The organism is Halococcus salifodinae DSM 8989 (genome assembly GCF_000336935.1).
Lineage (GTDB): Archaea > Halobacteriota > Halobacteria > Halobacteriales > Halococcaceae > Halococcus > Halococcus salifodinae.
Genome location: NZ_AOME01000076.1, coordinates 15,921 through 42,625, shown reverse-complemented (window position 1 = coordinate 42,625; position 26,705 = coordinate 15,921). Strand labels below are relative to the sequence as shown.

The window sequence follows — 26,705 nt, the reverse complement described above, 5'->3', positions numbered from 1 at the left end:
TTTGCTTCATCGCACCCGCCAACCGGCATGGAGCCCGAGCGGGTCCCGATCCCGGTCGACACCGCCGCGCCCGGCGGCACGACGAACGCCTATGTGCTCGGCAGCGATCGCGCCGTGCTGATCGATCCCGCAGCCGAGACGGACACACTCGACGCCGTGCTCGACGGGCGGCAGATCGATACTGTTCTCGTCACCCACGCCCATCCCGACCACGTCGGTGGCGTCGCGAGGTACGCCGACCGCGGGGCCACCGTTCTCGCACGGGCTGGTTACGAAGACCGATTCGAGCGCGCGACCGGGGTCGTTCCCGACGACACGGTTCGTGACGGAGCCACGATCGAGACCGATGTGGGGACAGTGCGGGTGGCATCGACGCCGGGTCACGCTCCCGATCACGTCGCGCTCGCGTTCGATGGCGGGATTCTCGTCGGTGATCTCGCGATCGCGTCGGGGAGCGTGGTCGTGGGATCGGGCGAGGGTGACATGCGCGGGTACCTCACCGCACTCCGACGGCTCCACGCCCGCGATCCCGAGCGGCTGTACCCGGGCCACGGGCCGGCGATCGACGAACCACGGACAGTTTTGGAACGGCTGCTCACCCACCGTCTTGATCGAGAGACGGCGGTGCTGCGGGCGGTGATAGGGGGTGCGGAGACGGTCACGGAAATCACCGACGCGGCCTACGAGAAGGACGTCTCGGGAGTCCGGGGGCTTGCGGAAGCGACGGTCGAGGCCCATCTCGAAAAGCTCGCGGTCGAGGAGCGGGTGGCGTGGGACGGCGTGCGGGCGAGCGCGCGAGAAGCGTTTTTGCGGCGCGAGCGCGAAACGGGGTCGTGAGCCTCGAATCCGAACTCGACCGGGCGCGCGAACTCGACACCACGGAGCTGGCCGACGCGATCGAGTCGATCGGGTTCGAGTGTACGCGCTGCGGTGCGTGCTGTAAGGCCGCCGAGACGGAGACCGGTGAGGACGAGGAGCATACCGCGACGGTGTTTCCGGACGAGATCAGGGATCTGCAGGAAGGGGGCGAGTACGACCACCGGGACGTCGCCAGGCCGATGCCCTATGGCCTGACTGACGGCCCCGAAGGCCCGGAGGGAGAGACCTTCGAGTGGGCGCTCCAGACCGACGGTTGTGGCGACTGCACGTTCTACGCCGAGGACGACGACGGGACGGGGGCGTGTACCGTCCACGACGATCGGCCGCTGATCTGTCGGACCTACCCGTTCAGCGTCGCTGTCGAGGGATCGAGCCAGCCGATGGGCGAGGCGGTGGATCGGGTGGGGCAGGTCCGCGCCCACGAATGTGAGGGGCTCGGCCGCGATATCGACCGCGAGGACGCAGAAGAGTTGGCCGCCGCGCTCAAACGCCGCGCAGTGCGCGAACTCGAAGAGGCTATCGGGGTGCGCGAGAACTACGAGCCCGCCGACCCCGAGCCTGGCGAGGTGGTCGTCCACGACTCCGAGGGCGCGAAACGGCACGACGGCGAGCCAGTCGATCAGTGATTTCAGAGGCAGGGCAGATCTCGACCGGAAGGGGCAAGTATCAGGTGATATCCGTTCAGTAAGTTCGATCGTCCTATGCCAGCGACAAATGACTTCACATGCAAATGTTGATGGGATTTTCGCAAAACCGCATCACGGAGAAGGAGTCGATATCGAGATCGATCAAGAGTTACATCGGCTATCGATCCACCCGAAACATAGACCAGGGAAATTGAGTCTTTTTCGACAATTCATACCGAGCACTTGATTGAGAATATAAGTCAGACACTTGTCTATAATATCGTCTCTTCGATAGGTAGTCTATCGGATTTGTAAAGTATTATCCTGCAACAGAGCAGTAAAGGAAGCAGACTGATGATCTATGAGTAGTCTTTATGTGTTTGTTGATGAAAGTGGTACTCCTGGTAATGGCTCGTTCTTCACTGTTGCCGGGTTTTGGTGTGTCTCTGACCGACAACCTTCCGCAGTTCTCCAATCATCTAAGGATAAGCTGCTGGAGCAAATGAACACCAACTACGCGCGTCGAGGACCCGAAAATGAACTCAAGGGTAGCCAAATCCGCAATGACGGATTAGATGTACTTTTTAGCACGTTGCAATCCACCTTTCGTGGGGACGATTCCATTCATCAGAACCCACCAGTATGGACCGATGATCGAGTATTTCGATATACTGCTAACAACCTGAATCCAGGCCTCATGAATACCTTGGTCAAAGACGTTGCGGGGATCGACCAACAGTCTCCCGCTATGCTTCAGACATTCCTGCTATCATCAATATTAAATCCTATTTTGAACAATCACCTAGTAAATTGCTCTCCGGTCGAAAGTGTACGAGTGGTTTTGGATGCTGAAACATGGACAGCACCCGCGAACTACATCGACAGTGGGTTATGTCAAATTGAAAACGTACCAGATGATGTTGAATTTGCAATAAGAGACAGTAAATCTACACCAGGAATTCAGTTTGCTGACGTGGCTGCGTACTCATGGGCTCAGTTTGCTACAAAAGGCCGTTGCGAAACACCAGCCAGGATGATGAAGGACTTACTGCTACAAGGTTGAAAACGGCCGACAGACAGGGAGTCTCGTTCCCCTTTACCCGAGGGATCATTGACTCGCACGCTGCCAGCCATACTACTCAGCCAGATTAGGTGGGCTCATTCCCCTTTACCCGAGGGATCATTGACCGACCCATCCGGCTGCTAACTGTGAGTAGCACTTTCGCACCAATATATCTTTTGTATTGTTGCACGATATGTTGTGTCGTCAGAAACTATACGATGAAGGCGGGTGGCTTCACAACAGACGTGATCGTCCCCACAGGAGGGATAGACTGTTAATCGGTCAAGAGGGTTGATCCCCCCCCCCCCCACCTCAGTAAAAGGTACTACTGGAACATCCGTAGCGGCTCGGCCTGGGAGCTCTCGTCGTCGGCCTGCTGCATCTGCTTTGCGAGGCGCTCGCGGGCGTCCTGGATCTCCTCGGCCTGATCGACGAGCGCGTCGGTATCGATATCGATGCCGGCGATTGGTTCGACGCCGCCGTCGATCACCGCGCGGGCGGCCTCGGGGTCGGGGAACTGGGGGTTGGTTTCGGCGATCAGGCCCACGCTGTCGAGGTCGTTCCGGCCGGCGTGATAGAGCAGCGCGCCAGTCGGGCCGCTGACGAGGCCACCCTCTGCGGGTGGCACGATGCCGGCGTCGTCGAGCAGGCGCTCGCCTTCGCCGGTCGAGACGCCGTAGACCTCTGGTACCTTTTCCGACTGCTCCGGGAGGCCACTGAGATACAGCGGTGTGACGTCGTTCGCGTCGAGCCAGCCCGTGATACAAGCCGCGAACTCGGTTGCCTCGGCCGGCGACACCGGAACGTCGCTCTGGAGCACGAGCAGGTTCCGGTCTGCGTCGGCGTGGAGGCGGACGGGCGGCCGGAGCGGCGAGCGCTCGCCACGATAGACCGCCGCCTGCGGGACGCCATCGCAGTGGACGCCCGCGTAGTAGTCCATCTCGAACGTGCTGACGAGGTGATCGGCCACGATCTTCCCGACCAGACCCACCCCGGGCAACCCCTCGACGAGCGTCGGCGCGTCGAGGGACACGTCGTCGGCGACGACATCGATGCGTGCCATGCGTACTCTTTTCACTGAGTCGACTTAATTCCCGACCATACTGCCGGTCGGCATTCTGTTCGGAGCTGTCGGGACTGTCCCGTTCCGTGGGATGCACCCAACGTCGCTGATCCGATGGCCGACAGACACACACTCCGAAATCGACAAACGAGCCGACGACGATCGTCACCCAATGGACGTACTCTCCCGATACGAGCCACTGATCGACGATTTCGCGGCGTTCCGGGCGGCCTGCGAACGCCCGCTGCCGTCGGTCGTCCGCGTCAACGAGATCAAGGCGACGCCCGAGCGCGCTCGCACCGCCCTTGAGGAGGAGGGCGTTGGCTACGAACCCTGTGAGTGGCATCCCGGACTCCTGCGCCTCGATACCGACCATCCGGGTCGGACGTGGGGCGCGTTTCACGGTTGGGTCCACGGCCAGGAGGAGGTGTCAGCGCTGCCCGCAGTGGTCTGTGATCCCGAGCCCGGCGAGCGTGTCTGGGCCGCCTGCGCCGCCCCCGGTGGGAAGGCCACCCAGCTCGCGGCGCGCGCCGACGACGCCGGCCTCGTGGTCGCCAACGATCGCAATCTCGGCCGACTCTCGGCACTGCGGTTCAACGCCGAACGTCTCGGCGTGACATCGATGGCGGTGACGAACCGCGACGCTCGGAACTACTCGCTCGACCCCTTCGACTTCGAGGAGTTCGATCGCGCGCTCTGTGACGTGCCGTGTTCGTGCGAAGGAACCATCCGGAAGAACCCGGACGCGCTCGACAGGTGGTCGCTCGGCTATCTCGACGAGATCGCGAGTACCCAAGAAGCGATCCTCCGACGGGCGATCCAGGCGACTCGATCCGGCGGCACGGTGGTCTACTCGACGTGTACGTTCGCGCCCGAAGAGAACGAGGCGGTGCTCGATGACGTTCTCGACCGCGAGGACTGCCGGCTCGTCGATTTTACCTGTGCGCTCGACAGCCGCCCCGGTGTCACCGAGTGGGAGGGCGAGCACTTCGATCCGAGCGTGCAACGAGCCAAGCGGATCTATCCCCACCTGAACGACACGGGTGGCTTCTTCTGTGCGAAGTTGGAGGTCGGCGGATGAGCGAGCCGAGCGACGGACTCGCCGAAAACGATGGCTCCCGATTCGATCGCCTGCCCGCCACCGCCGCCGAGCGCGAGGTTTCGGGACGGGCGACCCGCGAGTCGGTACTCGATTTCTGGGAGGAGCGGTACGGTATCGACCCCGCGATCTTCGCCGACTACACGTTCTGGGAGAAGGGAAGCCGGAAGCTCTGGGCGTTTCGTGGGGAGATCGACTCGCCGATCGAAATCGAGAGCCTCGGGATCACGTTTCTCCGGACGCGCCAGGAACACTGGAAGCCCACCACCGACGCGGTGCAGCGATTCGGCCGACACGCGACCCAAAACGTGCTCACCCTCTCGCGGGAGGCGGCGCGGCGGTTCGTCGCGGGCGAAGATCAAGAGATCGAGTGGGACGGTGACTGGGGGTATCTGATCGTCGCCCACGACCTCGCGGGCGAGCGCGAACCGCTCGGCGTTGGGCTCTACCTCCACGGCGAACTCCGGTCACAGATCCCGAAGGGACGTCGTCGGGAGCTTCGAGAGGTCGATACGGGCGAGCAGTGAGCGCGCCGTGGATGATCAGTGGGTGGTGAAGTTCAGTCCGACGACGCCGAGGACGATACACGAGATGAACCCCACACGGGCGACGCTGATCGGTTCGTCGAACAGCACGACGCCGAGGGTCGCCGCCCCGACCGCACCGATGCCGGTCCAGACCGCGTAGGCCGTCCCGATGGGGAGCGATTGGACCGCCCGCGCCAGCAACAGCATGCTGATGACGAGCGCGACGACAGTCGCGATGCTCGGCAGGAGTTCGGTGAACCCCTCGGAGTATTCGAGGCCGATGGCCCAGCCGATCTCGAACACGCCAGCGACGACGAGCACGAGCCACGGGTTCATGTCGCCACTCTACCGGGATCGGTGATAGGGTCTGGGATATGCGTATCGATGCATACCGTCTTCGTGCACGACCCCGGTGTTGGATGCAAAATATTTATTAGATGCCTTCATGAGATGCTGTCATGGGTGCGATATCGGCAGGCCGACAGACGGTTACGGCGGTCGCACGGAACCCGATTCTGATCGTTGTCGCGTTGGTGCTCGGGCTCGTTCAAGTGCCACAGCTGCTCGCTCAGTCCGCCAACTCCACCGCCATCGTGACCGTCACCGGGCTTCTCTCGCTGCTCTTTTTGCTGCTCTACCCGTTTTTCTTTGGCGGCATCATCGGAATGGGCAACGAGGCGGTCGAAGGAAAAACGAGTCTCGGGACGTTCGTGAGCGCCGGGAAGGCGAACTACGTCTCGCTGTTCGGTGCGTACCTCATCCTGATGGGGGTGGCGATCCTGTACGTCATCGCGCTGTTCGTCGTCACCGCTGTCGGCGGTGTCGCTGTCGTCTCCGCCGGCGACGCGCTCGGCGGAGTCGCGTTCCTCGCCGTTGCTGGCGTCGCACTGGTGGCCTTTCTATTGTACTTCGTGCTGTTCTTTTTCATCCAGTTTTTCGGACAGGCCATCGTGCTCGATGACGTGGGTGCTGTCGACGGGTTCAAGCGAAGCGTCGGAGCGGTCCGGGGACACAAACTCAGCACGCTCGGCTATACGCTCGTCCTCTCACTCATCGGTGGCATCTTCGGTGCGTTCGGGGCGCTGTTCGCGCTGCTTCAAAACCCAACGACCGCCGACGGTCTCCCGACACTTTCGCCGAGCGCGGCAATCGTGGCCGTGGCCGTGTTCGTTGTTCTCACCGGCATCGTTGGGGCGTTTTCGATGACGTACGGGGTCGCGTTCTACCGGCAGATTCGGCCCGCCGCCACGTAGCGCCGCTCGCCGTTAGGAGATTGCCACCGACGGCCGTTTCAGAGACGCAATTCATATATTGCACTCGACTAAGACGTTACTTAGATGGAGCTCTCTACGGCCGGTTCGATCGACATCATGTCGAAGGGACCGATCGCCGGAGGTGTCAGCCTCCGATCGGGAGCGGGTCGCTCGTGTTAGAGAACGCGTTCGTTCGGCTCGTCGGAACGGACCCGCTGTGGCAGGCGCTCGTCGGCGGCTTGGTGATCGCCGGCTTCAACGCGGTCGGCGCGCTGTCGGTGCTCGTCTGGCGGAATCCGAGCGACCGTGCGCTCGACGGCGCGCTCGGCTTTGCGGGCGGTGTAATGCTCGCGGCGAGTTTTACGAGCCTCATCATCCCGGGCATCGAAGAGTACGCTGGCGGGAGCCTGTTCCCGGTCGTCGCCGGGATCTTGCTGGGAGCGGTCGTACTCGATCGCGGCGAGAAGTGGGTACCGTACGTCCAGCGGCTCGTCACTGGACGGCGCAGCGAGGAGTTCTCGACTGATGGTGGGGCGGAAGCAGAAGCAGCCGCGGCGAGCAGAGCCGCCGCCAGTGATCGGGTCGCGCCAGTGATCGTCTTCATCGTCGCCATCACGCTCCACAACATGCCCGAGGCGCTCGCGGTCGGGGTCGGGTTCGGCTCCGACAACCTCGGTAACGCCATCGCGCTGATGCTCGCCATCGGCATCCAGAACATCCCGGAGGGGCTCGCGGTCGCGGTCGCCGCCAGAAACGCCGGGCTGGGCTCGCTGTTCTACGCCGGCGTGACCGGAATCCGTTCCGGACTGGTCGAGGTCCCGCTCGCGGTGTTCGGCGCGGTCGCGGTTTCGGTCGCCGCCCCACTTCTGCCCTATGCGATGGGCTTTGCCGCCGGTGGCATGCTCTACGTCATCGTCGACGAGATCATCCCTCAGACCCACGCCCGTGGTCACGAACGGGTGGCGACGCTCGGCACCATCGTCGGCCTCGTCGTGATGCTTTCGCTCGACGTCGCGCTCGGGTGATCGCGTCCGGACGAGTCTCCCACTCGACGACTACTTTTCTCGGACGTCGCCGCCGCTCAATCCCTTCCACTCGATGCGGTAGCCGAGCCGCGACAGCACCGCACTCGCGTCATCGATGCCGTGCTCATCGAGCCGGTCCTCAGCAGTCGATAGCTCCATCCCTGGTTCGATTTCGCTGGCGAGCGCATCGAGCACGGTGGGGCGAACGAGCGTCCGGCCGACTCGTTCGTGCTCGGGAAACACCGTGTTCTCGATCGCGGTCTCGCTCACACCGTGATCGGCCGCGAGTGTGGCGAGCGTGATAGTGTCCGGCTCGGGAATCAGCTCGTCGGGCAACGCCGCCGCCTGCTCGTCGTTCAGTCGGTCTTCGTACTCTCGAAGCGCGTCGCGGACGTCCGCGAGTCCCACGGTGCCCGAGTACGGAATTGCGCGGGCGTCGCGGGCTTCGAGGTCCTCGCCGACGCCGAGCGACTCGTCGACCGCCACGAGCAGTTCGACGTCCTCCAAACCGTGGATCTGATCGAGCTTCTTTTCGACGTACTCGGGCGTCCAGAAGCCCATGATCTCGAAGAACACCCGGAACGCGCGGGAAGAGACAGTCTTCCCTGCTCTCGAGTCGCCGTCGGCGACGTCGCGAGTCCCGTGTTTCCAGTCGAACGCGAAGTCCGGGATCATCACCCGCGAGCCGGTCGCGAGCGGTTCGGGTTCGCGCACGAGCTCCCAGTCGAGATCGAGCGATTCGAACCGCGCGGCGAAGTCCGCTTCCACGGCGCTATCGTACTCGATTTCGACCACGGGCTCGGTGCCTGGCATCCGGAGGTCATCGTGTGTGAGTCGGAGTTCGCGGTCGGTCCCGCGGTCGTCGATGGTGGCCGAAAGTTCCCACTCGCCCGCCTTCGTGATCGTCCGGAGCAGCCGGGCGAACCGCGTGCCGTACCGCCGCGTTCGCCGGAACAGACTATCGGGGCCGGTGACGATCACCTCGCGATCCGAGAGCGCGCCCGCAGCCGAACCGGGACTCGCGTCGGTGTTTCGGATCTCGTACATGAGTCGCAGACGTTTGACCGCCGAGACCAGCGCCTTCGGGTCCGCACTCCGCACCCGGAGTTCGGTCGCGTCGAACAGTACTGTTTGGGCGAGTGAGAGGTCGTACTGCGCGCAGAGTGCTTCGGGATTCCACGGCGAATCGAACGCCGCGAGGATCTCGCGTTCTTCGAGGTCGGCGTACAACGAGCGCTCGACGGTTTCGGGGGTGGTGTCGAGTCGGTCGGCGGCCGCAGTGAGTGCCTGGCCACGTTCAGCCGTGGTGACGATCCCGACGGACTCCGCGGCCGCGAACGTCGCGCGCCGCGCGCGCTCGGGGTCGATTGCCGCCCGCGTCTCGAAGGTGGCCTCGCGATCGAGCAGCTTCGCGAACCCCCGGACGAGCTTGAAGTCGTCGGCCGCGCGTTCGAGTTCTTCGAGCGCGGCGTCGAGTTCGTGGCGGGCCTCGCCGACGTGGCCCTGGTAGACCCCGATGACCCGCGCCGCGAGCGGGCGGTCCTCCCGGATCGAAAACTGCGGGTGGTAGCCCCCGCCCGCGCGTGACACCCGGAGGAGGTCCTTCGTGAGCATAGTCCCAGATATGACTATAAGTTACTCTGTGATATCTTGAATTGTATTGGTGACAAGTTGTTCATCCAGTCCCTCTCGATGATCTTCATTATTGAGGAGAGTTACCCCGATAGGACTTGCTTGTGATTGAAGACTTGCGTATGTCTGCTCAGGAATATCGTTCACAATCATGATCAGAGAAAGCCCAATCCGTTCAGCACTCACCTTTGGCTGATTTATGAGCTTAGATTGAAGATTGTCTGCACTTAATTCTGATTCGCGTTCTTCCTCGTCTATAGACTGCTGAACACTCTGAAAATTCTTTGCCTCGATAGCAAATTTGCTACCCTGTCCTCCTAATGGAAGCGCAACTACATCATATTCTCCGTTGCCCGAGTCAAAATATACCCTTACGTTTCGTATAGAGGGCCCCACAAACTCTTCTACATTCAGTTGGACATTTTCTTCAAAATCGTTCTGAGATTCTGTTGTCTCCCAACTTTGTATCTGATCATGACTATCTAGATACTCCTTCACGAGTTCCACTCCATTTGACAACCCATCTAAAGACACAAATTCACCGACAACTTCTGATATAGACTCTATTTCCGACTTCATGAACTGAACGAAATTTTGACAATCGTCTGAAGATTCTGCAACTAGTTGCAATCGAGTGACATAGTTGTTAATACTAGTCGTTCGTCTTGGCTGAGAATTTCTATTGAAAAATGCCAGAATTTGGCCATCTGTTTCAGGTCCACCATATATTAAAAGTGAACTGCTTTCTCGGAAAAATTCCTTTATCATAGATAACTCCCGCTCTGGAGCCAGCGCATCCCAAATACTATTACTTACCACTGGACCAAACGAAGATAATTTCTTTTTCACACCTTCTTCCCGGTCCTCCATATAGTTTTGAACCTCTTGGTTAATCTCTGTACCAGGATCTAACACCTCGAAATGGTCCTCATTCTGCTCGATCGTTTTGTTGGTGAAAAATAACGGATCTATACTCTCAGATCCTTCTCTTGGTGCAGTTACAATCTTAATCGTATCCAGATACATAACGAGGTGCTCTGCGGTTCAACCGGATCATTGTTAATGCCTCCGGTCAGCAATATTCTCCTCGGCGGTTTCCTCGGTGACGACCTCGTAGAGCAGCGCCCGTCCCCCGTCCTCTGTCGGACGCAGAATCCGCCCGAGCCGCTGAGTGAACTCCCGGGTCGAACCACTCCCTGAAAGAACGACCGCGACGTTCGCGGCCGGCACGTCCACACCCTCGTCGAGCACGTTCGCCGCGACGACCCGCGAGTAGGTCCCCTCGCGGAACTTCGCGAGGACCTCATGGCGCTCGGCCGCTCCCGTCTGGTGGGTGATCGCCGGGATGAGAAACCGCTCCGAAAGCCGATACACGAGGTCGTTGTGCGCCGTGAAGACGATCACCCTGTCCTCGCGGTGGTGATCGAGGAGGTCGGCGAGCGTCTCTACCTTGGCGTCGGCGTTCATCATCACCTCGCGAGCGCGCTGGTTGGCGAGCAGCGCCTCGCGCGCCTGCGGGTCGTTGCCCGAGCGCATCACGAGCTTCCGGTAGTCGCTCCCGCTTTGCATGTCGAGGTTCGAGCGAGCGAGGTAGTTCGTGAACGTCTCGCGGTGATCGTCGTATTCTGCTCGTTCCTCCTCGGTGAGTTCGACTTCGAGTCGCTTGATGTCGTAGGCCGCGAGATGCTCCCCCGCCAGATCGTCGGGCGCGATCCGATGGACGAGCGGGCCACAGAGGTCCTCGACGATCTCGTGTGCCCCATCGGGGCGTTCGAACGTCGCGGTCAGCCCGAGCCGCGCGGGCGCGGCGACCAGGCGCGCGATCTCGCGGTACCCCTCGCCGCCGAGGTGGTGGACCTCGTCGAAGATCACGAGCCCGAACCGATCGCCGATGTCGTCGGCCCGGAGGTAGGCGGAGTCGTACGTCGCGATCGAGAGGGCTTCGACGCGCTGTTCGCCGCCACCCAACTGCCCCACCGGCACGTCGAACTCGGTTTCGCACTCCCGCCGCCACTGTTCGAGCAGATCGATGGTCGGCACGACCACGAGCGCCGCGGTGTCGAGCGCCTCGATCGCCGCGAGCCCGATCACGGTCTTCCCGCTCCCGGTCGGGAGTTCGAGACAGCCCCGATCGTCGTTCGCACGCCACGCATCGAGCGCTTCCTGTTGGTACTCTCGGAGTTCGTACGCCGACGCCACGTCGATCGAGGGGGCGTCGAGCACGCGATCATCGACGGCGACGCCCCGCTCGTCGATCGCCTCGCGGAGGGCGACGTAGCGGACGGCGGGCGCGCGGGCGGTCTTCGAGCGCGGATCGGTCTCGACGAACGGGAGATCGGGAACGCTCCCCTCGATTCTGATTGTTCCGTCCTCGAACGCGAGCGTGACGGCCACACCGCTGCTCGGGGTCCCGAGCGCTTAACCCTGGGTGATTTCTGAATCCTTTTACCCGCGTGTCGGCTGGTTTCGACCATGAGCGAGGACGACGCCGCGGACGTGACCGATCCGAGCGAACCGGCCGAGAGCGCGGCGGACGAGCCGACGTCCGAGGCGAGTTCGCCATCGGAGTCGGCGGCCGGGGGCGCGGAGACGGGAGCGGTCGGCGAGGAGCTCGAAGCCCGCGTCGCGGACGCCTCGACAGAGGAACTTGCTCGCGAGATCGCCGGGCTCCGCGAGCGCGCTGCGGCGGCCGAGCGCGAACTCGAAGAGCGAACCGAGGAGATCGACGATCTCGAATCGAAACTCAAGCGCAAGCAGGCCGACTTCCAGAACTACAAGCAGCGCACCGAGCGCCAGCAAGAGGAGCTCCAGGAACGCGCGACCGAGGACCTCGTCGAGCGCCTGCTCGACGTTCGGGACAATCTCGCGCGCGCTCTCTCTCAGGACGACGACGCCGACATCCGGCCGGGCGTCGAGAGCACGTTCGCGGAGTTCGACCGGGTGCTCGACGAGGAGAACCTCACGACCATCGAGCCCGAACCGGGCAGCGAGGTCGATCCCCAGCGCCACGAGGTCATGATGAGCGTCGAGAGTGACCAGCCAGGGGATACTGTCGCGGAGGTCTTCCGACCAGGCTACGAGATGGGCGAGAAGGTGCTCCGGCCGGCCCAGATCACCGTCAGCGAGTAGCGTTCACGATCGCTCGACCGATATCTGGTTACTACTCTTGGAGTCGCTTGCTCGCCGAGGCAGTGATCTCGACGCCAGGGCTGTAGTAATGAACCGGCTCACCCAACGGATCAGCGAACCCGTTCGCCCGGAAGATGGTGTTCTCGTCGATCCGGACGTTTGCGGGATAGAGCGGCCACGGATCGTGTTCGACCGTCGAGTACCGCACCGTGCCGTCGGGGGCCTCAGTGTGAAAGCGATAGCGTTCGGTCAAAAACGCCGCGAGGGAGTCCGGCTCCGGGTTGAGGCGCTCGCCGGCGGGTTCGTACGTGGCAGCGAACTCTACCGGCCGCGCACCCGGATGGAGCCGACGACTCTCGAACCGGCTCGTCCCGCTCTCGCTCCGGCGGTGGTTCATGCGGGCGTAGTAGTACGGCAGGTGATGAAAGAGGCGTGCGCCGAGCACCCCGAGGATGCCCTCGGCGTCGAGGCTGAAGAAGTAGACGCTGGGGGTGCCCTCGCAGGTGACGTAGGTCCGGAGGTTGAGTTCGGGGAGGTCGACGCCGAGTCGGGTGGGCAACCCGCACGGGCGGACGGCCGCGTTCGTGAACGGCACCACCGAAAGCCACGCGCTCCCGTCGTAGGTATCGACCGCGAGCGCGTCCGGCAGGTGTGCATCGACGACGTCGGGATCGACGGGCCAGTTGGCGAAGAGGAGCTCCTGCCAGTCCATCGCGAGGGCGATGACCATATGAATGAGGAAGGGGCCGCGAGGGTTCGTGTGTTTCGCCGCGAACGCAGATCGGAGCGCGTTTCACCGATCGCCCGCCGAACGGTCGTATTGCGGTCGGAATATAGGCCGGTGGCGAGCACGGCTCGTGAACCACGAAATCGCAACCGGGGAGTACGATCCACGAGACGCGGCTGGTGACGCATCTTAGCAACTTTTAACCCGCCGAAAGCGATACGCGTACCCAACAATGGCGAGCAACAAGATCCTCGGTATCGATCTCGGCACGACGAACAGCGCCTTCGCAGTGATGGAGGGGAGCGACCCCGAGATCATCGTGAATGGCGAGGGCGACCGCACCACACCCTCCGTGGTGGCCTTCGACGACGACGAACGACTCGTCGGCAAACCGGCGAAGAACCAGGCGATCCAGAACCCCGATCGAACCGTCGAATCGATCAAACGCTACATGGGGGAGGATCACACCGTCGAGATCGACGGCGAGGACTACACTCCGGAAGAGATCTCGGCGCTGATCCTCGGCAAGATCAAGCGCGACGCCGAGGAGTACCTCGGTGACGAGGTCGAGAAAGCGGTCATCACCGTCCCCGCCTACTTCTCGGACAGCCAGCGCCAGGCGACGAAGGACGCCGGCGAGATCGCGGGCTTCGAGGTCGAGCGCATCATCAACGAGCCGACCGCGGCGTCGATGGCGTACGGTCTCGACGACGAGTCCGACCAGACCGTGATGGTCTACGATCTGGGTGGCGGGACGTTCGACGTCTCGGTGCTCGATCTGGGTGGCGGCGTCTACGAGGTCGTCGCCACGAACGGTGACAACGACCTTGGAGGAGACGACTGGGACGACGCCGTCGTCGACTGGCTCGCCGAAGAGTTCGAATCCGAGCACGGGTTCGACCTCCGAGAGGATCGCCAGGCCCTCCAGCGGCTGAAGGACGCGGCCGAGGAGGCCAAGATCGAACTCTCGAACCGCAAAGAGACCACGATCAACCTCCCGTTCATCACCGCCACGGACTCCGGACCGGTTCATTTGGAGGAGGACCTCACCCGCGCGAAGTTCGAGTCGCTGACCGCCGATTTGATCGAGCGAACCGTCGAGCCGACCGAGCAGGCACTCTCCGACGCGGGCTACGACGCCGACGACATCGACGAGGTGATTCTGGTCGGTGGTTCGACCCGGATGCCCCAGGTCCAAGACCAGGTCTCGGATCTCGCCGGCCAGGACCCCCAGAAGAACGTCAACCCCGACGAAGCCGTCGCGCTCGGCGCGGCGATCCAGGGCGGCGTGCTCTCGGGTGACGTCGACGACATCGTGCTGCTCGACGTCACCCCCCTGAGCCTCGGGATCGAGGTCAAAGGTGGCCTCTTCGAGCGCCTGATCGACAAAAATACGACGATTCCCACCGAGGAATCGAAGATCTTCACGACCGCGGCGGCGAACCAGACCCAGGTTCAGGTTCGCGTCTTCCAGGGCGAGCGCGAGATCGCCAACGAGAACGAGCTGCTGGGCGAGTTCCAGCTTTCGGGCATCCCGCCCGCTCCTGCGGGGACGCCCCAGATCGAGGTGACGTTCAACATCGACGAGAACGGCATCGTGAACGTCGAGGCCGAGGACCAGGGCTCGGGCAACAAGGAGGACATCACCATCGAGGGTGGCGCGGGTCTCTCTGACGACGAGATCGACCGGATGCAGGACGAAGCCGAGGAGTACGCCGAAGAGGACGAGCAGCGCCGCGAGCGCATCGAGGCGCGCAACGAGGCCGAGAGCGCGGTCCAGCGCGCGAACTCCCTCTTGGAGGAGAACGAGGAAGAGGTCGACGACGATCTGCGGGCGGACATCGAGGACGCGATCGGCGATGTCGAGGACGTTCTGGAGGACGAGGACGCCACGACCGAGGAGCTCCAGGATGCCACCGAGGAGCTCTCGACCGAGCTCCAGGAGATCGGCAAACAGATGTACCAACAGCAGGAGGCCGCCCAGCAGGCCGCGGGCGGAGCCGGCGGCGCGGGTGCCGGTCCCGGTGGTGCGGCGGGCGGGCCTGGCGGCGCGGGGCCCGGAGGAATGGGTGATATGGGCGGCGACGGTGCGGCCGACGACGACGAGGAGTACGTCGACGCCGACTTCGAGGACGTGGACGAAGACGACGACGAGTCATCTTCGTAACCCGGAGCCCCCCAGCGAGAGCATAGCTCCACCAGTACATCCTTATCATAGCGGCCCCGTATTGTGAACGTATGGCTATGATTCGCCAGCTAGTGCTGGACGTTCTCAAGCCGCATGAACCGACGATGCTCTCGGTCGCCCAGGAGATCGCCGAGACCGACGGCGTCGACGGCGTGAACGCCATTCTCATCGAGATGGACGAGGAGGTTCGTAACATCAAGTTCACCATCGAGGGCGAGGACATCGATTACGACACCGTGACCGGGGTGATCGAGGACACGGGCGCGACGGTCCACTCGGTCGATCAGGTCGCCTGCGGGGACCGTATCGTCGACGAGATGCCGACGCCTCAGGACTGATGAGTGCGGAATCGGACCCGGAGTCGCTGGTAGAGCGGATCGGGACCGACATGATCGGTCCGATCGCCCGGCGGTATTTCGTCTCGAACGGGTTCGACGGCGCGCTCACCGGCGTCGGGGTCACGGTCGGCGCGTATCTCTCGGGGATCGACGACGGGCTCACCGTCATCAGCCTCGGGCTCGGTGCGGCCGTCGGTCTCACCACATCGGGCGTGTGGAGCGTCTGGGAGATCGAGCGTGCGGAGATGCGCGCCGAGATTCAGGAAACCGAAGAGGCGATGCTCACCGACCTGAGTGACACACAGGTCGAGCGTGACAAAATGAGCGACCAGGTCGTCAACGCACTCATGAGCGGCCTGGGACCGCTGCTCGGGCTCGTGGTGCCGCTTACCCCGTTCCTGTTCGAGGGATCGGTGTTCACGCTGTTTCAGGCCACGCTGGCCTCGGTCGCCATGGCGGTCGGTATCCTGTTCACCTTCGGCGCGTACATGGCCTCGATCTCCCGACAGCGGTGGTATGTCGCCGGCATTCGGATGGGGCTCGCTGGCGTCGTCGTCGCGGTGCTCAACGTCTTCCTGCCTGGATAACCGCCTACTTTTTACTTCATCGGGTGCGCTCGCTCGTTTCGCTCACGGGTCGCTTTGCTCCCCGTTCGCTTGGCGGCCCTCGCTTCGCTCATTCCTCGCGCGAGTCGGGCGTCTTCGACGCCCTCCCGCGCGCCACCGTCAAAACATAGCAGATTCTTGACCGACAGCGGCTACTCCACTTCGTGGAGGCGCTCGCCGCGGTGGAGTCTGGTCGCGATCGAGAACGTCTGTTCGGCCGAGCGCCGCGTCGGGAAGTGTGCGGCCATGTATCGCGCACACGCCATCAGCGCCGTTCGCTGTTCGTTCTCCTCGTCAACGACCCCGAACCGGCCGAAGGCTCCCTCCACGTTCTGGAGAGTGTGGAAGTTCGCGTCCTCGCGGAGCAGCCCCCGGCCGAGGGTACGCTTGAGGTCGTCAGGATCGCCGCTGGCGTCGAAGTGTTCGCTCACGAGCGCCGCGGCCTGATTGACCTGGCCCTGTTCGTCGAACGCGTCGAGCAGGTCGGCGCGGATTTCGTCGGGTGCGCGGTCGGACTCGCCCGGATCGGGCACCGGCGCACGCGGCGAGTTGAGGAATCGATCGAGGTAGACCGACATGGCACCGTCGAAACACGCCCGATAGAGTTCGGTCGCGTCGGTCTTTCGGGTCGCGCGGTGGACCGCGTTCGCGTAGGTGAACGTGTGGTGGACGGTGTTCCAGTCGTTGAACTCGTTGTTCGTGGCGAACCACAACACCCGTCGCGTGGCCGCGCGCGCGACTGCGTCCGCGAGCTGGCTCGTCGTCGCCCCCTCCTTGATCGCGTCGGTCAGCGCGTCGATGATCGCCTCAGCGTCCTCCGAGAGCAGCGTCTCGACGAACCCCTCTGGTCGCTCCCAGTCTTTCCCCTCACCGGCCGCCACCAAGTCTGGCAGGAGATCGTTCGCGTCGGCGCAGAGACTGGCGATGTCGACGGGCTGTCGCCACGACGAGAGTTCTTCCGAGCGGGTGGCGTCGGTGATCTGGGCGACCGTCGCGGCGAGCGCGCTCTCGGCGTGCTCGTCCCACCCGAGACGCTCCGTAGTTTCGAGTGCCGTATTGATGAAATCCAGCGTGTGGCCGGTGTTCATGTACCGATGGTCGGTCGCGGCGGCGAAGACGATCTCCGCGACGTCCTTGGGCGGGAGAGAGTCGATCGCGGTGAGCAGACACCGCTCCGCGCCGTCGGTGTCGCGCACCTCGCAGGTGTTCCGGAACCACGACTTGAGCCGGGACTTCGAGAGGTCCTGGTTGTCGAAGGCGTACTGCTGGAAGCGGGGCGGCTCGCCGGCGGAGTCGTCGGCGACCTCGCGAACACCCATAAACATCGCGCGGCGCTTGTCCCGGCCGCCGACGTGCTCGTGGAGGTTCGCCATGCAGCCGAGCGTGGTGAGACCGCGCCCCCACCCCATCGCTCGATACCTGGTGCCGAAGTTGACTGCTGTTTCGAGTGGCGTGTAGAACCCCTCGTCCTCCTCGTCAAGGCCGATAACCGACTTCGCCATCACGAGCGAGATGTTCTCCTGGAGGCCGTCGGCGAGGCGATTGCGTCGTCGGGTCGCGGGCGGCACGTCGGGTTCGGGATCGGGATCGAGATACACCTCGCCGTCGTCGATCTCGGTCGGGAAAGTCTGGACATCGTCGGCGAACAGATCGAACGTGTCGCCCTCCTCCAGTTCGAAGCGCGCGTGGTGCCAGTGACAGGTGAGGATGCCGTCCTCGACGGTGCCGCGAGTGAGCGGAAATCCCATGTGCGGACACCGGTTGTCGACGGCGTAGACCTCGCCCTCGTGGTGAAAGAGTGCGATGGGTCGGCCGTCGCTACTCACGACCTGCCGGCCCTCGTCTTCGAGATCCGACAGCGATGCGACCTGAACGTACTCCGTGTCTTCGACCGCCATGTACGTGTGTTGCTGGCACACCCACAAAACGATTCGCTGAAACGACTTTTAGTTGTCCAGTTGTCTATTTTCGCATGAAGGACGCGTTCGGTAGCCCTCCCAAGCTTCACGCTGTGCAGGTTTCGAACGATAGAGCAGTGCGATTCTGGTGTCCCATTCTCCTGGTGGATGAAGGGCGAGGTCCGAACGGAGTGAGTGGCCGAGGGCTTCGGCAGTGCGGTTGCGGGGCGGTCGGCACGAGTAACCGTACTGCGAACGCCAGCGAAGCGACTAAGCTAACAGATGTGATTGATGAAGTAGTAGATCGGACGGCCCGGGATTGCCCGGCGTTCCGGCACGGGGAGACCCGCGCGCCTTCTCCACCCCGCGACCCGGCGAGCGACGGCTGTCCGGCGGTCCGCTGCTCACTTCCGTGCCTGACGGACTGCCGCCGGTTAACCACGGCGAGTCGTCCCTGCGGACGAGGTGCCGTGGACCGCCGCCCCCGACGGACGAGGCTTCCATGTTGGCTTGCGAGGCCCGTGCCGGTCGGCACGGACGCACCCGGGGTTCGGCCCCCGCTGAAGACCGTATCGCGGGTAACGAGCAGGGCCTAACTGCCCGGCCTAGTCCGGTTTCATCCTTGCCTGCTCGCCCATAAGGACTTTTCGGACCCTACCTCCACCTTTTGCTGTCGCTCGAAAGACGCGAAGCGTCTTTCGCGATGACGAGACGGCGAATCCGTCTCGAACCACGCTCGCTCACTGCGTTCGCTCGCGGGACGATCGCTTGCCGACCGCCCCACGACCGCAACCGTCCCACGACCGCAACCGTCCCACGACCGCAACCGCACGCCCGAAGCCCTCGACACTCCCTGCGGTCGCGTCTCGCCCTTCATCCGCCAGGAGAGCGTTGCTCTCCTGAGCCTCGACTCGCCGTGCTCGTCGAGACGCCAGGCCCGCCCCGCAACCGCACCGCCAAGCCGAACTACACCAGCCCGAGTGCACGGGTGTACCACGCGCTACCGATCGGAACGGCGAGCGAGACCGCGGCGAGCACCCATCGATGGAACGAGACGAGATCGGTCCGCGAGAGCTGGAAGACGATCGCGTCAGGGACCGTCACGGCCCACACGAGCGCGAGCGCCGCGATACAGACGCCAAAGACCAGCGCGACACCGGCGGCGGTCGCCGGATCGGTTCGGTCCGCGCGCCCCGCAGCGAGGGCGATGACCGTGACGGCAGCGAACAGGCCGACGAGGAGCGGGGTCGGCCCGGTGCCAGCGTCGTAGTAGACGCCGACCGCCCCGGCGTCAGCGACGAGATAGGGGGCGACGAGCGCGGCGAGCACGGCGAGGCAGCCGACGATGCCGACCAGCGGGGCGGACCGCGTACCGTCCATACCACGGCTCCGAACGGCGGCGTCTTAATCGCCGCGTTCGACGGGCCTCCGTGACTGCTGTCGAGCACAAAAGCCACGTAGCTCCGTCCCCAGTGACCGGATATGGGACTCGGAACCACGGCCAAGAAGCTCCAGACGGTGACGGAGATGGCCGAAAAGCTGTACACGAAAGTCGACGAACTCAGAACCCAGGTCAACGAAGTCAAGACTCACGTCGAGGCCACGAGCAACCGAGTCGAACGCATCGAACGCGATCTCGACGAACAGCGGGCGATCCTCGACGCGCTCGCCGAGGAGCAGGGGATCGATATCGACGAGCAGGTCGCCGAAGCGACGATCAGAGAGGCCGAGCCCGACCACGCAGCCGACGCGAACGCCGATATCTCGAGCGAAGAGGGGGCCGACGCGGACAACGCCGGAACGGGCGGAGTCGAGGTGAACGAGACCGGAACAGACGAAACAGAGACGGACCGAAGCGGGGCGGAGGGGACCGCCGGAGCCAACCGATAAGTCGGCTCGATCGTCACCCGAAGCCGGGTCGTCGCCTCAACAGAGCCGCCCGTGTTCGACTTTTATGCATTTGTCCTCGACGACCTGCCGACCCGAATCCTCGGCCCGATCGGTCGCTTCCGGGTCGCGGATCCCGAGCTGCGTCCAGATGACGGGTGCATCGTCGCGATCGAGCGCGCTATCGACGATCCCGCTCACCTCGTCGCTCGGACGGAACACGTCGACGATGTCGATCGCTTCGTCGACGTCAGCGAGCGAGTCGGCGGGCTCGCGCCCGAAGATTTCGTCGGCGTAGGGGTTGATCGGGATGACGTCGTAGCCGTGTTCGCGGAGGTAGCGCGGGATCTCGTGGGCGTCCTTACCCGGTGTGGACGAACACCCGACGACAGCCACCGTTTCCAGACCCAGGATCTCGCGGAGTTCGTCGTCGTCAGTCACTGGCATACCCGTTCGGAGGCGATCCGCGGACAAAAACGCACCGCCGATCGGGGTCGTGGCTGTGGCCGATTCAGAGTGCGACCGCGACCCGGCCGACGACGAACGCGGCGGCAGCGAGGAACATCGCGTAGCTCAGATGCTCCTGGCCGGCGGTCGGATCGGCGAAGCTCTCGACTGCGGCGTAGATCATGGCGAGATCCGCGAGCGCGACCACGACGAGATACGGCCAGCCGAACGTCCCCTGGACGTACGGCAGCGGGCTGGCGGCAAGCGCGACCGCGAGCAGCCCGACCGCGAGCCAGAGCGCAGTACGCTCGCCGACGGCGATCGGGAGGGTTTTCAGCCCTTCTTCGCGATCGCCGGCGAGGTCCTCGACATCCTTCACGATCTCGCGGGCTACCGTCGAGAGCGCCGCCAGCGCGAACAGCACGACGACCGCAGCCGTGACCCGTCCGACCGCCGCCGCACCGAACAGAAACGTGCTCCCGCCGAGATAGCCGACGACGGCGTTGCCGACGCCCGGTAGCCCCTTGAACAGCTCCGTGTAGGCGACGAGCGCGAGGAGGTTCACGACCGCGATCGCGACCGCGAGCAGGGGAAGAAAGAGTGAAAGTGCGACTGCGCCGGCGAACAGCACGAGACTGGAGACGAGTGCCTCGCGCGGCGTGACCGCACCGCGCGGGATCGCCCGATCGGGCTGGTTGATCCGGTCGATCTCGCGGTCGAAGTAGTCGTTCATCGTGTTGCCCGCGGCCACGGCGAGGACGGTCGCACCTGCCGCCGCGGCCACCATCGCAGGTCGATCCAGCCCACCGACGACGAACGCACCGATGAACGTCAGCGCGCCCGCAGCGACCGCGTTGATCGGGCGCGTGAGTTCGAACAAGCCACGGGCGCGCTCGCCAGTCATATCTGCGACTCCCGGGGGCTGGCGAATAAAGGGCGCGGAACGCGTCGATCGCGGGGTTTAACTGCGGCTCGCCTGTACCGACGGTCGAGGGCGCTTAGCTCAGTTTGGACAGAGTGTTTGGCTTCGGACCAAATTGTCGCGGGTTCAAATCCTGCAGCGCCCATTCGGTTTTCGAACGGTCCGCATTTGGCCGACGGCGTACGGATGCTTTTAAACGATCCTCCGGCTGTGCGTTTGATTTCATTCGATTATCGAACGCGGTGCCTGCCGTCTTGCGGTTCACAACATCCGAAACGGTGTCGGACCATATAATCAATCGGCGGTTGCGGTAGATTTATACCGAATGACCCACTCTCACGCGCCTTCCACTCGTACGGTACTTTCGCTTGCGGGAGTCGAGATGCTACTGAACGATTTCGTCACCTCTCGATTTGCGTGCTACTCATCGGCGAACACCGCCTTGCGAAGCGACTGCAGCTCGTCGGTCCCGTACACACAGATTCCCTCGGCGAAAATCGTCCGGAGATCGTCGCCGACCAGACGTGCGCTGTCGACCGACTCGACGTACTGCTCGAAGTCGAATCGGTCACCGTTCGACCGCGAGGCGACCGCCGCCGCCATCCTCTCCTCAGAGAACTATCGGGCATGGCTACTCGATACCGAAGACGCTATCGAGCGATTCTCCGAGCGCCGCCAGTTATGGAGGCAAAAAGCCGAGGAAGTCACCAACGAGGCAGAGGCTCTCTCTGAACGCCAGAGGACATCGAAACTCGCATCGACGAGCTACACTCCGAGTGGGACGGCGCCTTCGAGCATCGATCGGCCGAGAGCCAGCCGAACCTCAGCTGAAAGCGGAACTATCCAGCGACGACGAGTTCTACGGCGGCGAGGTTCCCGTCTGGCGGTCCGAGGAGGCAGCCGACAGCGACGACAGTGCCGAATCGACCGTCTAACAGTGGACGACAAGCCCATCAGTGTCGTCGACCGGGAACGGCTTCGGCATCGACGTCGACTGTCCGCAGTGCATCCCACGCTGTGGCTGCGTTGCTGGTGACGACCGGGAGTCCGAGATCGGCTTCGAGTGTCTCCACGACCGACAGGGATGAATAGTTCGTACACGAGACGAAGACGCCATCGGGTTCGTCGACGTCCGCGAGAAGCGCTTTGACCTGTCGGTAGGCGTCTTCAGCCGTGAGCGAGCCGATGGCCGTGTTCGCCTCGATCTCCCGGCCGTCGACGGCGACGACCTCGCGGTCGCTCGCTTCGAGATACTCGACTTCACGCCGTGTGAGGTCGTTCACGTACGGTGTCGCGAGGGCGATACGCTGACACCCGAGCGCATCGAGACACCGCTCGACCGAGAGTGCAGTCGCCACCGTCGGGCAGTCTGCCGTCGCCTCGATTGTCGCTTCCAGTTCGGCGTCGAAGCCGTGTCCGTGCAGCAGGCTGCCGGTCGTACACCCGTAGGCGACGACGTCGACAGCGGCGTCGTTCAGAAGCTCCGCGCACTCGATCGCACGGTCCGCCATCGTATCGAGATCGTCCGCAGTGACGTTTTCCAGCGGCATTCGAGCGGCATGAACGCTCACGCCTGCCGGAGTGGCTGCCGAAAGCTCCGGCTCGGCGGTCGTGTTCGAGGAAGGGACGATCAGTCCGATCCGGGCGCGCCAGCCGTTCATGACTGGTTCTCCATACCCGTCTTGCCGTCCGCACGGTCGCGTGCTTCGAGTGTCTCGTCGCGCTCGTCGGGATCACCATGACCGCCGCCGCCCGGCGTGCGCACAGTTACGGTCGTTCCGGCATCGACCTCGCGAGTCGTCTTTGCTGGCACCGGCTCGTCGTCAATGAAGTTCTCGCCGGTCGCGCCGTCCGCACCGCCAGCGATGCCACGCGGCGGGATTCGGCGGCGCTCGGTGAGCAGCGAGACGGTCGCGTCGGTGCCGAGCGTGACGGAACGTTCGATTCCCAACCCACCACGATACCGTCCGTTCCCACCGCTGCCCGGCCGCAGCGCATACCGCTCGACGGCAAGTGGGTAGGCCGCTTCGAGCGCCTCGACTGGGGTGTTCAACGTGTTCGTCATTCCCACCTGTACGCCGTCCATGCCGTCTTTGCTTGGACGTGCGCCGAAGCCACCGCCGATGGTTTCGTAGTAGGAGAACTCCTCGGCCGTGATCTCGTCATCGCCGTCGGTCCGGCCGCCAATAGTGAGGTTGTTCATCGTCCCCTGACCACCGGCAGGCACCACCTCGGGGGCGGCATTGGCGAGCGCAGCGAAGGTCACGTCGGTCACGCGCTGGCTCGTCTCGACGTTGCCACCGACGACGGCGGCCGGCGACTCGGGGTTCAACAGCGATTTCGACGGGACATGAACCGAGATCGGGTCGTAACACCCTTGGTTCGGTGGTATTTCCGGGTCCGTCACGCACCGGATGACGAAATACACCGCACTTTTGGCCACCGCCAGCGGCGCGTTCAGGTTGCCTGCGACTTGTCCAGCGGTGCCCGTGAAATCGACGGTCGCTTCGCCACCATCGAGTTCGACCGTCACTTCGATTGGAATGTCCACGTCGGTCACACCGTCGCCTTCGAGTGCATCGCTGGCTTCCCACGTGCCATCGGGAAGCTCGGAAAGTTCGCTTGCGACCCGGTCGCGCGAGTAGTCGATGACTGCATCGAACGCCGTGAGGAGTTCCTCGTGGCCGTGTTCGTCGAGCAGCGCTCGGAGCCGTTCGCCGCCACGCTCGTTGGCCGCGAGCTGGGCGCGCAGGTCCGCCCAGCGCTCGCGGGAATCGCGAACGTTCGCGAGGATCAGCTCCCGGACGTCCGCGTCGATCTCGCCGCCGTCGACGAGTCGCGTCGGCGGGAGGCGAAGCCCTTCCTGCTGGATGTCGCGCGCGCCGGCCGGCATGCTGCCGGGCGTCATCCCACCCACGTCGGCGTGATGAGCGCGTGAGACCGCATAGCCGACGATTTCCGGGCTGGTCTCAGCATCCGAGCTGGCCTCAGCACTTCCGGTCTCCGCTACGGAGATCGGGGAGACCATCGTGATGTCGGGGAGGTGTGTGCCACCCGCGAAGGGGTCGTTGAGCACGAACACGTCGCCCGGCTTGGGCTCGTCGTCGAGCACGGCATCGACCGCCTCGGGCATCGCGCCGAGATGCACGGGGATATGTTCGGCCTGAGCGACGAGCCGTCCGTCCGCATCGAAGAGCGCCGTCGAGCAGTCCCGGCGCTCCTTGATGTTGGGAGAGTACGCGCTCGTGATGAGCACCTCGCCCATCTCCTCGGCGACGCCTTCGAGCTGATTGCGAATGATTTCGAGCGTTACTGCGTCGAGGGTCGATTCGGTATCACTCATGGTTCATCACCCCGTTCGAGAACGAGCGTTCCATCGGTCCCGACCGTTCCGCACCATCCCGGTGGGACGACGACGGTACTTTCGTTCCCTTCACAAATCACCGGTCCAGTCAGTTCGTCCTCGGCGGGAAGCGCTTCACGAGCATAGACCGGCGTTCGGTGTCGCTCGTCACCGAAGACCGCCTCCCGCTGGTCCTTCTGCGGCTCGCCCTCGCCGGCGTACGCGGGGGTCGTCGGTTCGCGCTCGATGGTTGCGGTCGTCCGCAGCGTGACGAGTTCGACCGCGTCGTCCATCCGATAGCCGTAGGCGGTGTCGTGGGCCGTCTGGAAGCGCTCTTCGAGCGCCGTCGGATCGAGCGGCTCCGCGACCGGGACGGTGAGTTCGAAGCTCTGGCCAGCGTACCGACAGTCCGCCGCCCGCTCGATGGACGCGGCGTTCGGGGCAGAAGCGTCCGCTCTGACGCTTTCGGCGAGATCGTCGTAGGCGTTCTCGACCGCGTCGGTGTCGATAGCCGCAAGCGGCGTCCGGTAGGTCTGGACAGCATCGTGTTTCTCGTCGGCCGCCAGCAGCCCGTACGCCGATAGCACGCCGCAGGCACGCGGGACGACGACCCGCTCGATGTCGAGCGCGTCGGCGAGTGCGGTCGCGTGCATCGGCCCTGCACCGCCAAAGGCGACGAGGCCGAACTGCCGCGGATCGTGGCCGCGCTCGACGGTAATCGAGCGAATCGTGCGCGTCATCGTCGCGTTCGCCACCCGATAGACCCCGCGTGCGGCTTCAACTGCATCGTCGAGCCCCGCCTCGGCCGCGAGGCCAGCGAGCGCTTCGTGGGCGGCCACCTCGTCGAGTTCGAGTTCGCCGCCCAGTGCGGAGCTCCCACCGATATAGCCGAGCACGACGTTCGCATCGGTCACTGTGGGCGTGGTTCCGCCGCGCCCGTAGCAGGCGGGACCGGGGTTCGCGCCGGCGCTCTCGGGACCGACACGGAGTGCGCCGCCCGCATCCACCCACGCAACCGAGCCGCCACCAGCGCCGACCGTGGTCAGATCGACCATCGGGACGCCGATGGGGCGGTTCCCGATCGTGGCGTCGGTCGTGCGTTCGACCTCGCCATCGCGGACGAGGCTCACGTCCGAGGAGGTCCCGCCCATGTCGAAGGTGATGAGGCCCGCCAGTTCGTCCGCTCGGTCGGCGGCAGTCGTGTCGGCTCCGACGACGCCCGCCGCCGGTCCCGATAGAACGGTGGTAACGGCGTTCTCACGCACGGTCGTCGGGTCGGCGATGCCACCGTTCGACTGCATCACGCGCGGCGTCGATATCCCGTGCTCGTCGGCGCGCGCTTCGAGCTGACCGATGTAGCTATCGATTGCGGGCGTGACGTACGCATCGGCGACCGTGGTTGCAGTGCGTTCGTACTCGCGGAACTCGGCCAGTACCTCGTGGGAGACCGAAACGTGGGCGTCGCACTCCTCGCGGAGGATCTCGGCGACGCGGCGCTCGTTTTCGGGGTGGGCGTAGGCGTGCAGCAGACAGACCGCGACGGAATCGATGTCGTCGGCGAGTTCGTCGGCGAGCGCCCGCACGTCCTCGTCGTCGATCGGCGTCTCGATACCATCGACGGTCGCGCGTTCGGTGAGTTCGTGACGTCGGCGGCGGGGAACCAGCGGCGTCGGCTTTTCGGCGTCGAGATCGTACAGCGCGGGGCGATCCTGACGGCCGATTTCGAGCACGTCGCCGAAGCCCTCGGTCGTGACTAGCGCGGTCTTCGCACCTGTCTCTTCGAGAAGTGCGTTGACCGAGACGGTCATGCCGTGGGCGAACGAGTCGATGTCCGCGGGGTCGATGCCGGCCTCGGCGCAGGCTTTCTCGATGCCCTCGATGACGCCGACGCTCTGGTCGTCGGTGCTCGGCACCTTCGCGGTCGTGAGGTCGTCACCGCTGAGCACCACCACGTCGGTGAACGTGCCACCGACATCGACAGCGAGGCGCACATCGTGATCCTCGATACCGAGGCGCATATCGTGGGTCTCGGCATCGAGGCGGGCTGTATCGTC

Annotated in this window: 27 protein-coding genes, 1 tRNA gene and 1 other RNA gene; 14 read left to right on the top strand and 15 right to left on the bottom strand. The window is 64.0% G+C overall.

What is annotated here, in order from left to right; genetic code table 11:
• The first annotated feature begins 27 nt into the window (after positions 1–27).
• The 3 genes from C450_RS15685 (at position 28) to C450_RS21740 (ending at position 2,568) form a co-directional block, all read left to right on the top strand.
• Positions 28–837 carry an MBL fold metallo-hydrolase gene (locus tag C450_RS15685; protein WP_005045094.1) on the top strand — a complete coding sequence of 270 codons (810 nt, stop codon included), beginning with the start codon at positions 28–30 and terminating at the stop codon, positions 835–837.
• The gene (locus C450_RS15680; RefSeq protein WP_005045092.1) at positions 834–1,505 is read left to right on the top strand and encodes a YkgJ family cysteine cluster protein; all 672 of its coding nucleotides are present in this window, start codon (positions 834–836) and stop codon (positions 1,503–1,505) included. The genes C450_RS15685 and C450_RS15680 overlap by 4 nt, the downstream gene beginning before the upstream one ends.
• A 361-nt stretch (positions 1,506–1,866) precedes the next feature.
• Positions 1,867–2,568 (top strand): DUF3800 domain-containing protein, encoded by a 702-nt coding sequence (locus C450_RS21740; protein ID WP_152424518.1) that lies wholly within the window; start codon positions 1,867–1,869, stop codon positions 2,566–2,568.
• Positions 2,569–2,893: 325 nt separating this feature from the next.
• On the opposite strand, the gene C450_RS15675 is transcribed toward C450_RS21740, so the two are convergent.
• Positions 2,894–3,631, bottom strand: coding sequence for a proteasome assembly chaperone family protein (locus C450_RS15675; RefSeq protein ID WP_005045089.1), 738 nt, complete (start codon positions 3,629–3,631; stop codon positions 2,894–2,896).
• Between the two features lie 172 nt (positions 3,632–3,803).
• Here C450_RS15675 and C450_RS15670 point away from each other — a divergent pair, with 172 nt between their 5' ends.
• Both C450_RS15670 and C450_RS15665 read left to right on the top strand, forming a co-directional pair.
• Complete coding sequence (locus C450_RS15670; protein ID WP_005045086.1) at positions 3,804–4,712, top strand: RsmB/NOP family class I SAM-dependent RNA methyltransferase; 909 nt, start codon at positions 3,804–3,806, stop codon at positions 4,710–4,712.
• The gene (locus C450_RS15665) at positions 4,709–5,257 is read left to right on the top strand and encodes a DUF7122 family protein (RefSeq protein WP_005045082.1); all 549 of its coding nucleotides are present in this window, start codon (positions 4,709–4,711) and stop codon (positions 5,255–5,257) included. Before C450_RS15670 ends, C450_RS15665 begins: the two co-directional genes overlap by 4 nt.
• A 15-nt stretch (positions 5,258–5,272) precedes the next feature.
• Here the strand turns inward: C450_RS15665 and sugE are convergent, their stop codons facing one another.
• Entirely contained in the window at positions 5,273–5,593 is a 321-nt protein-coding gene (gene sugE, locus C450_RS15660) for a quaternary ammonium compound efflux SMR transporter SugE (protein ID WP_005045081.1), read from the bottom strand.
• A 122-nt stretch (positions 5,594–5,715) separates the two neighbouring features.
• Between sugE and C450_RS15655 the strand changes: the two genes are divergently transcribed.
• On the top strand, positions 5,716–6,510 hold the full coding sequence (locus C450_RS15655) for a DUF7847 domain-containing protein (protein WP_005045077.1): 795 nt from the start codon (positions 5,716–5,718) through the stop codon (positions 6,508–6,510).
• A 173-nt stretch (positions 6,511–6,683) separates the two neighbouring features.
• Complete coding sequence (locus C450_RS15650; protein ID WP_005045075.1) at positions 6,684–7,535, top strand: ZIP family metal transporter; 852 nt, start codon at positions 6,684–6,686, stop codon at positions 7,533–7,535.
• A 30-nt stretch (positions 7,536–7,565) separates the two neighbouring features.
• Here the strand turns inward: C450_RS15650 and C450_RS15645 are convergent, their stop codons facing one another.
• From C450_RS15645 to C450_RS15640, 3 genes are read right to left on the bottom strand one after another with little or no spacing between them, the layout of a single operon-like run.
• Positions 7,566–9,149 carry a DUF790 family protein gene (locus C450_RS15645; RefSeq protein ID WP_005045074.1) on the bottom strand — a complete coding sequence of 528 codons (1,584 nt, stop codon included), beginning with the start codon at positions 9,147–9,149 and terminating at the stop codon, positions 7,566–7,568.
• Positions 9,150–9,170: 21 nt separating this feature from the next.
• Complete coding sequence (locus C450_RS21735; RefSeq protein WP_152424517.1) at positions 9,171–10,193, bottom strand: hypothetical protein; 1,023 nt, start codon at positions 10,191–10,193, stop codon at positions 9,171–9,173.
• A 33-nt stretch (positions 10,194–10,226) separates the two neighbouring features.
• A complete protein-coding gene (locus C450_RS15640; protein WP_005045072.1) occupies positions 10,227–11,561 on the bottom strand; it encodes a DEAD/DEAH box helicase in 1,335 nt (444 codons plus the stop codon).
• Between the two features lie 78 nt (positions 11,562–11,639).
• On the opposite strand from C450_RS15640, the gene C450_RS15635 reads away from it, so the two are divergent.
• A complete protein-coding gene (locus tag C450_RS15635) occupies positions 11,640–12,296 on the top strand; it encodes a nucleotide exchange factor GrpE (protein ID WP_005045070.1) in 657 nt (218 codons plus the stop codon).
• A 31-nt stretch (positions 12,297–12,327) separates the two neighbouring features.
• On the opposite strand, the gene C450_RS15630 is transcribed toward C450_RS15635, so the two are convergent.
• A complete protein-coding gene (locus tag C450_RS15630; RefSeq protein WP_005045068.1) occupies positions 12,328–13,026 on the bottom strand; it encodes a YqjF family protein in 699 nt (232 codons plus the stop codon).
• A gap of 229 nt (positions 13,027–13,255) precedes the next feature.
• On the opposite strand from C450_RS15630, the gene dnaK reads away from it, so the two are divergent.
• The 3 genes from dnaK to C450_RS15615 all read left to right on the top strand — a co-directional run bounded on the left by dnaK (position 13,256) and on the right by C450_RS15615 (position 16,136).
• Positions 13,256–15,190 (top strand): molecular chaperone DnaK, encoded by a 1,935-nt coding sequence (dnaK, locus tag C450_RS15625; protein WP_005045066.1) that lies wholly within the window; start codon positions 13,256–13,258, stop codon positions 15,188–15,190.
• 71 nt (positions 15,191–15,261) lie between these two features.
• Positions 15,262–15,549, top strand: coding sequence for a DUF211 domain-containing protein (locus C450_RS15620; protein ID WP_049910319.1), 288 nt, complete (start codon positions 15,262–15,264; stop codon positions 15,547–15,549).
• Complete coding sequence (locus C450_RS15615) at positions 15,549–16,136, top strand: VIT1/CCC1 transporter family protein (RefSeq protein ID WP_005045061.1); 588 nt, start codon at positions 15,549–15,551, stop codon at positions 16,134–16,136. Before C450_RS15620 ends, C450_RS15615 begins: the two co-directional genes overlap by 1 nt.
• Before the next feature lie 170 nt (positions 16,137–16,306).
• Here the strand turns inward: C450_RS15615 and C450_RS15610 are convergent, their stop codons facing one another.
• The 3 genes from C450_RS15610 to C450_RS15605 all read right to left on the bottom strand — a co-directional run bounded on the left by C450_RS15610 (position 16,307) and on the right by C450_RS15605 (position 19,432).
• The gene (locus tag C450_RS15610; RefSeq protein WP_005045059.1) at positions 16,307–18,052 is read right to left on the bottom strand and encodes a Rieske (2Fe-2S) protein; all 1,746 of its coding nucleotides are present in this window, start codon (positions 18,050–18,052) and stop codon (positions 16,307–16,309) included.
• A gap of 302 nt (positions 18,053–18,354) precedes the next feature.
• An RNA gene (gene ffs / locus C450_RS20955) (signal recognition particle sRNA) lies at positions 18,355–18,668 on the bottom strand.
• A gap of 350 nt (positions 18,669–19,018) precedes the next feature.
• Positions 19,019–19,432 carry a DUF7548 family protein gene (locus C450_RS15605; RefSeq protein WP_005045057.1) on the bottom strand — a complete coding sequence of 138 codons (414 nt, stop codon included), beginning with the start codon at positions 19,430–19,432 and terminating at the stop codon, positions 19,019–19,021.
• Between the two features lie 102 nt (positions 19,433–19,534).
• Here C450_RS15605 and C450_RS15600 point away from each other — a divergent pair, with 102 nt between their 5' ends.
• Positions 19,535–19,942, top strand: coding sequence for a DUF5798 family protein (locus tag C450_RS15600; RefSeq protein WP_005045056.1), 408 nt, complete (start codon positions 19,535–19,537; stop codon positions 19,940–19,942).
• 36 nt (positions 19,943–19,978) lie between these two features.
• Here C450_RS15600 and C450_RS15595 read toward each other — a convergent pair whose 3' ends face one another.
• Together C450_RS15595 and C450_RS15590 are read right to left on the bottom strand one after the other, a co-directional pair.
• Positions 19,979–20,386: a CoA-binding protein gene (locus C450_RS15595; RefSeq protein WP_005045054.1), complete on the bottom strand. Its 408-nt coding sequence runs from the start codon at positions 20,384–20,386 to the stop codon at positions 19,979–19,981.
• Positions 20,387–20,450: 64 nt separating this feature from the next.
• Positions 20,451–21,290 carry a geranylgeranylglycerol-phosphate geranylgeranyltransferase gene (locus tag C450_RS15590; protein WP_005045053.1) on the bottom strand — a complete coding sequence of 280 codons (840 nt, stop codon included), beginning with the start codon at positions 21,288–21,290 and terminating at the stop codon, positions 20,451–20,453.
• A gap of 88 nt (positions 21,291–21,378) precedes the next feature.
• Between C450_RS15590 and C450_RS15585 the strand changes: the two genes are divergently transcribed.
• A tRNA-Arg gene (locus C450_RS15585) sits at positions 21,379–21,453 on the top strand.
• Positions 21,454–21,728: 275 nt separating this feature from the next.
• Here C450_RS15585 and C450_RS15580 read toward each other — a convergent pair.
• Positions 21,729–21,911 carry a hypothetical protein gene (locus C450_RS15580; protein ID WP_005045050.1) on the bottom strand — a complete coding sequence of 61 codons (183 nt, stop codon included), beginning with the start codon at positions 21,909–21,911 and terminating at the stop codon, positions 21,729–21,731.
• Between the two features lie 173 nt (positions 21,912–22,084).
• On the opposite strand from C450_RS15580, the gene C450_RS22165 reads away from it, so the two are divergent.
• Positions 22,085–22,243 (top strand): hypothetical protein, encoded by a 159-nt coding sequence (locus tag C450_RS22165; RefSeq protein ID WP_161606974.1) that lies wholly within the window; start codon positions 22,085–22,087, stop codon positions 22,241–22,243.
• An 18-nt stretch (positions 22,244–22,261) separates the two neighbouring features.
• On the opposite strand, the gene C450_RS15575 is transcribed toward C450_RS22165, so the two are convergent.
• Genes C450_RS15575 through C450_RS15565 form a run of 3 tightly spaced genes read right to left on the bottom strand, consistent with a single transcriptional unit; the run spans position 22,262 to position 26,669 of the window.
• Positions 22,262–22,969, bottom strand: a complete 708-nt coding sequence (locus C450_RS15575) for a maleate cis-trans isomerase family protein (protein WP_005045046.1) — start codon at positions 22,967–22,969, stop codon at positions 22,262–22,264.
• A complete protein-coding gene (locus C450_RS15570) occupies positions 22,966–24,651 on the bottom strand; it encodes a hydantoinase B/oxoprolinase family protein (RefSeq protein ID WP_005045042.1) in 1,686 nt (561 codons plus the stop codon). Before C450_RS15570 ends, C450_RS15575 begins: the two co-directional genes overlap by 4 nt.
• Entirely contained in the window at positions 24,648–26,669 is a 2,022-nt protein-coding gene (locus tag C450_RS15565; RefSeq protein WP_049910335.1) for a hydantoinase/oxoprolinase family protein, read from the bottom strand. Before C450_RS15565 ends, C450_RS15570 begins: the two co-directional genes overlap by 4 nt.
• Positions 26,670–26,705 lie beyond the last annotated feature (36 nt).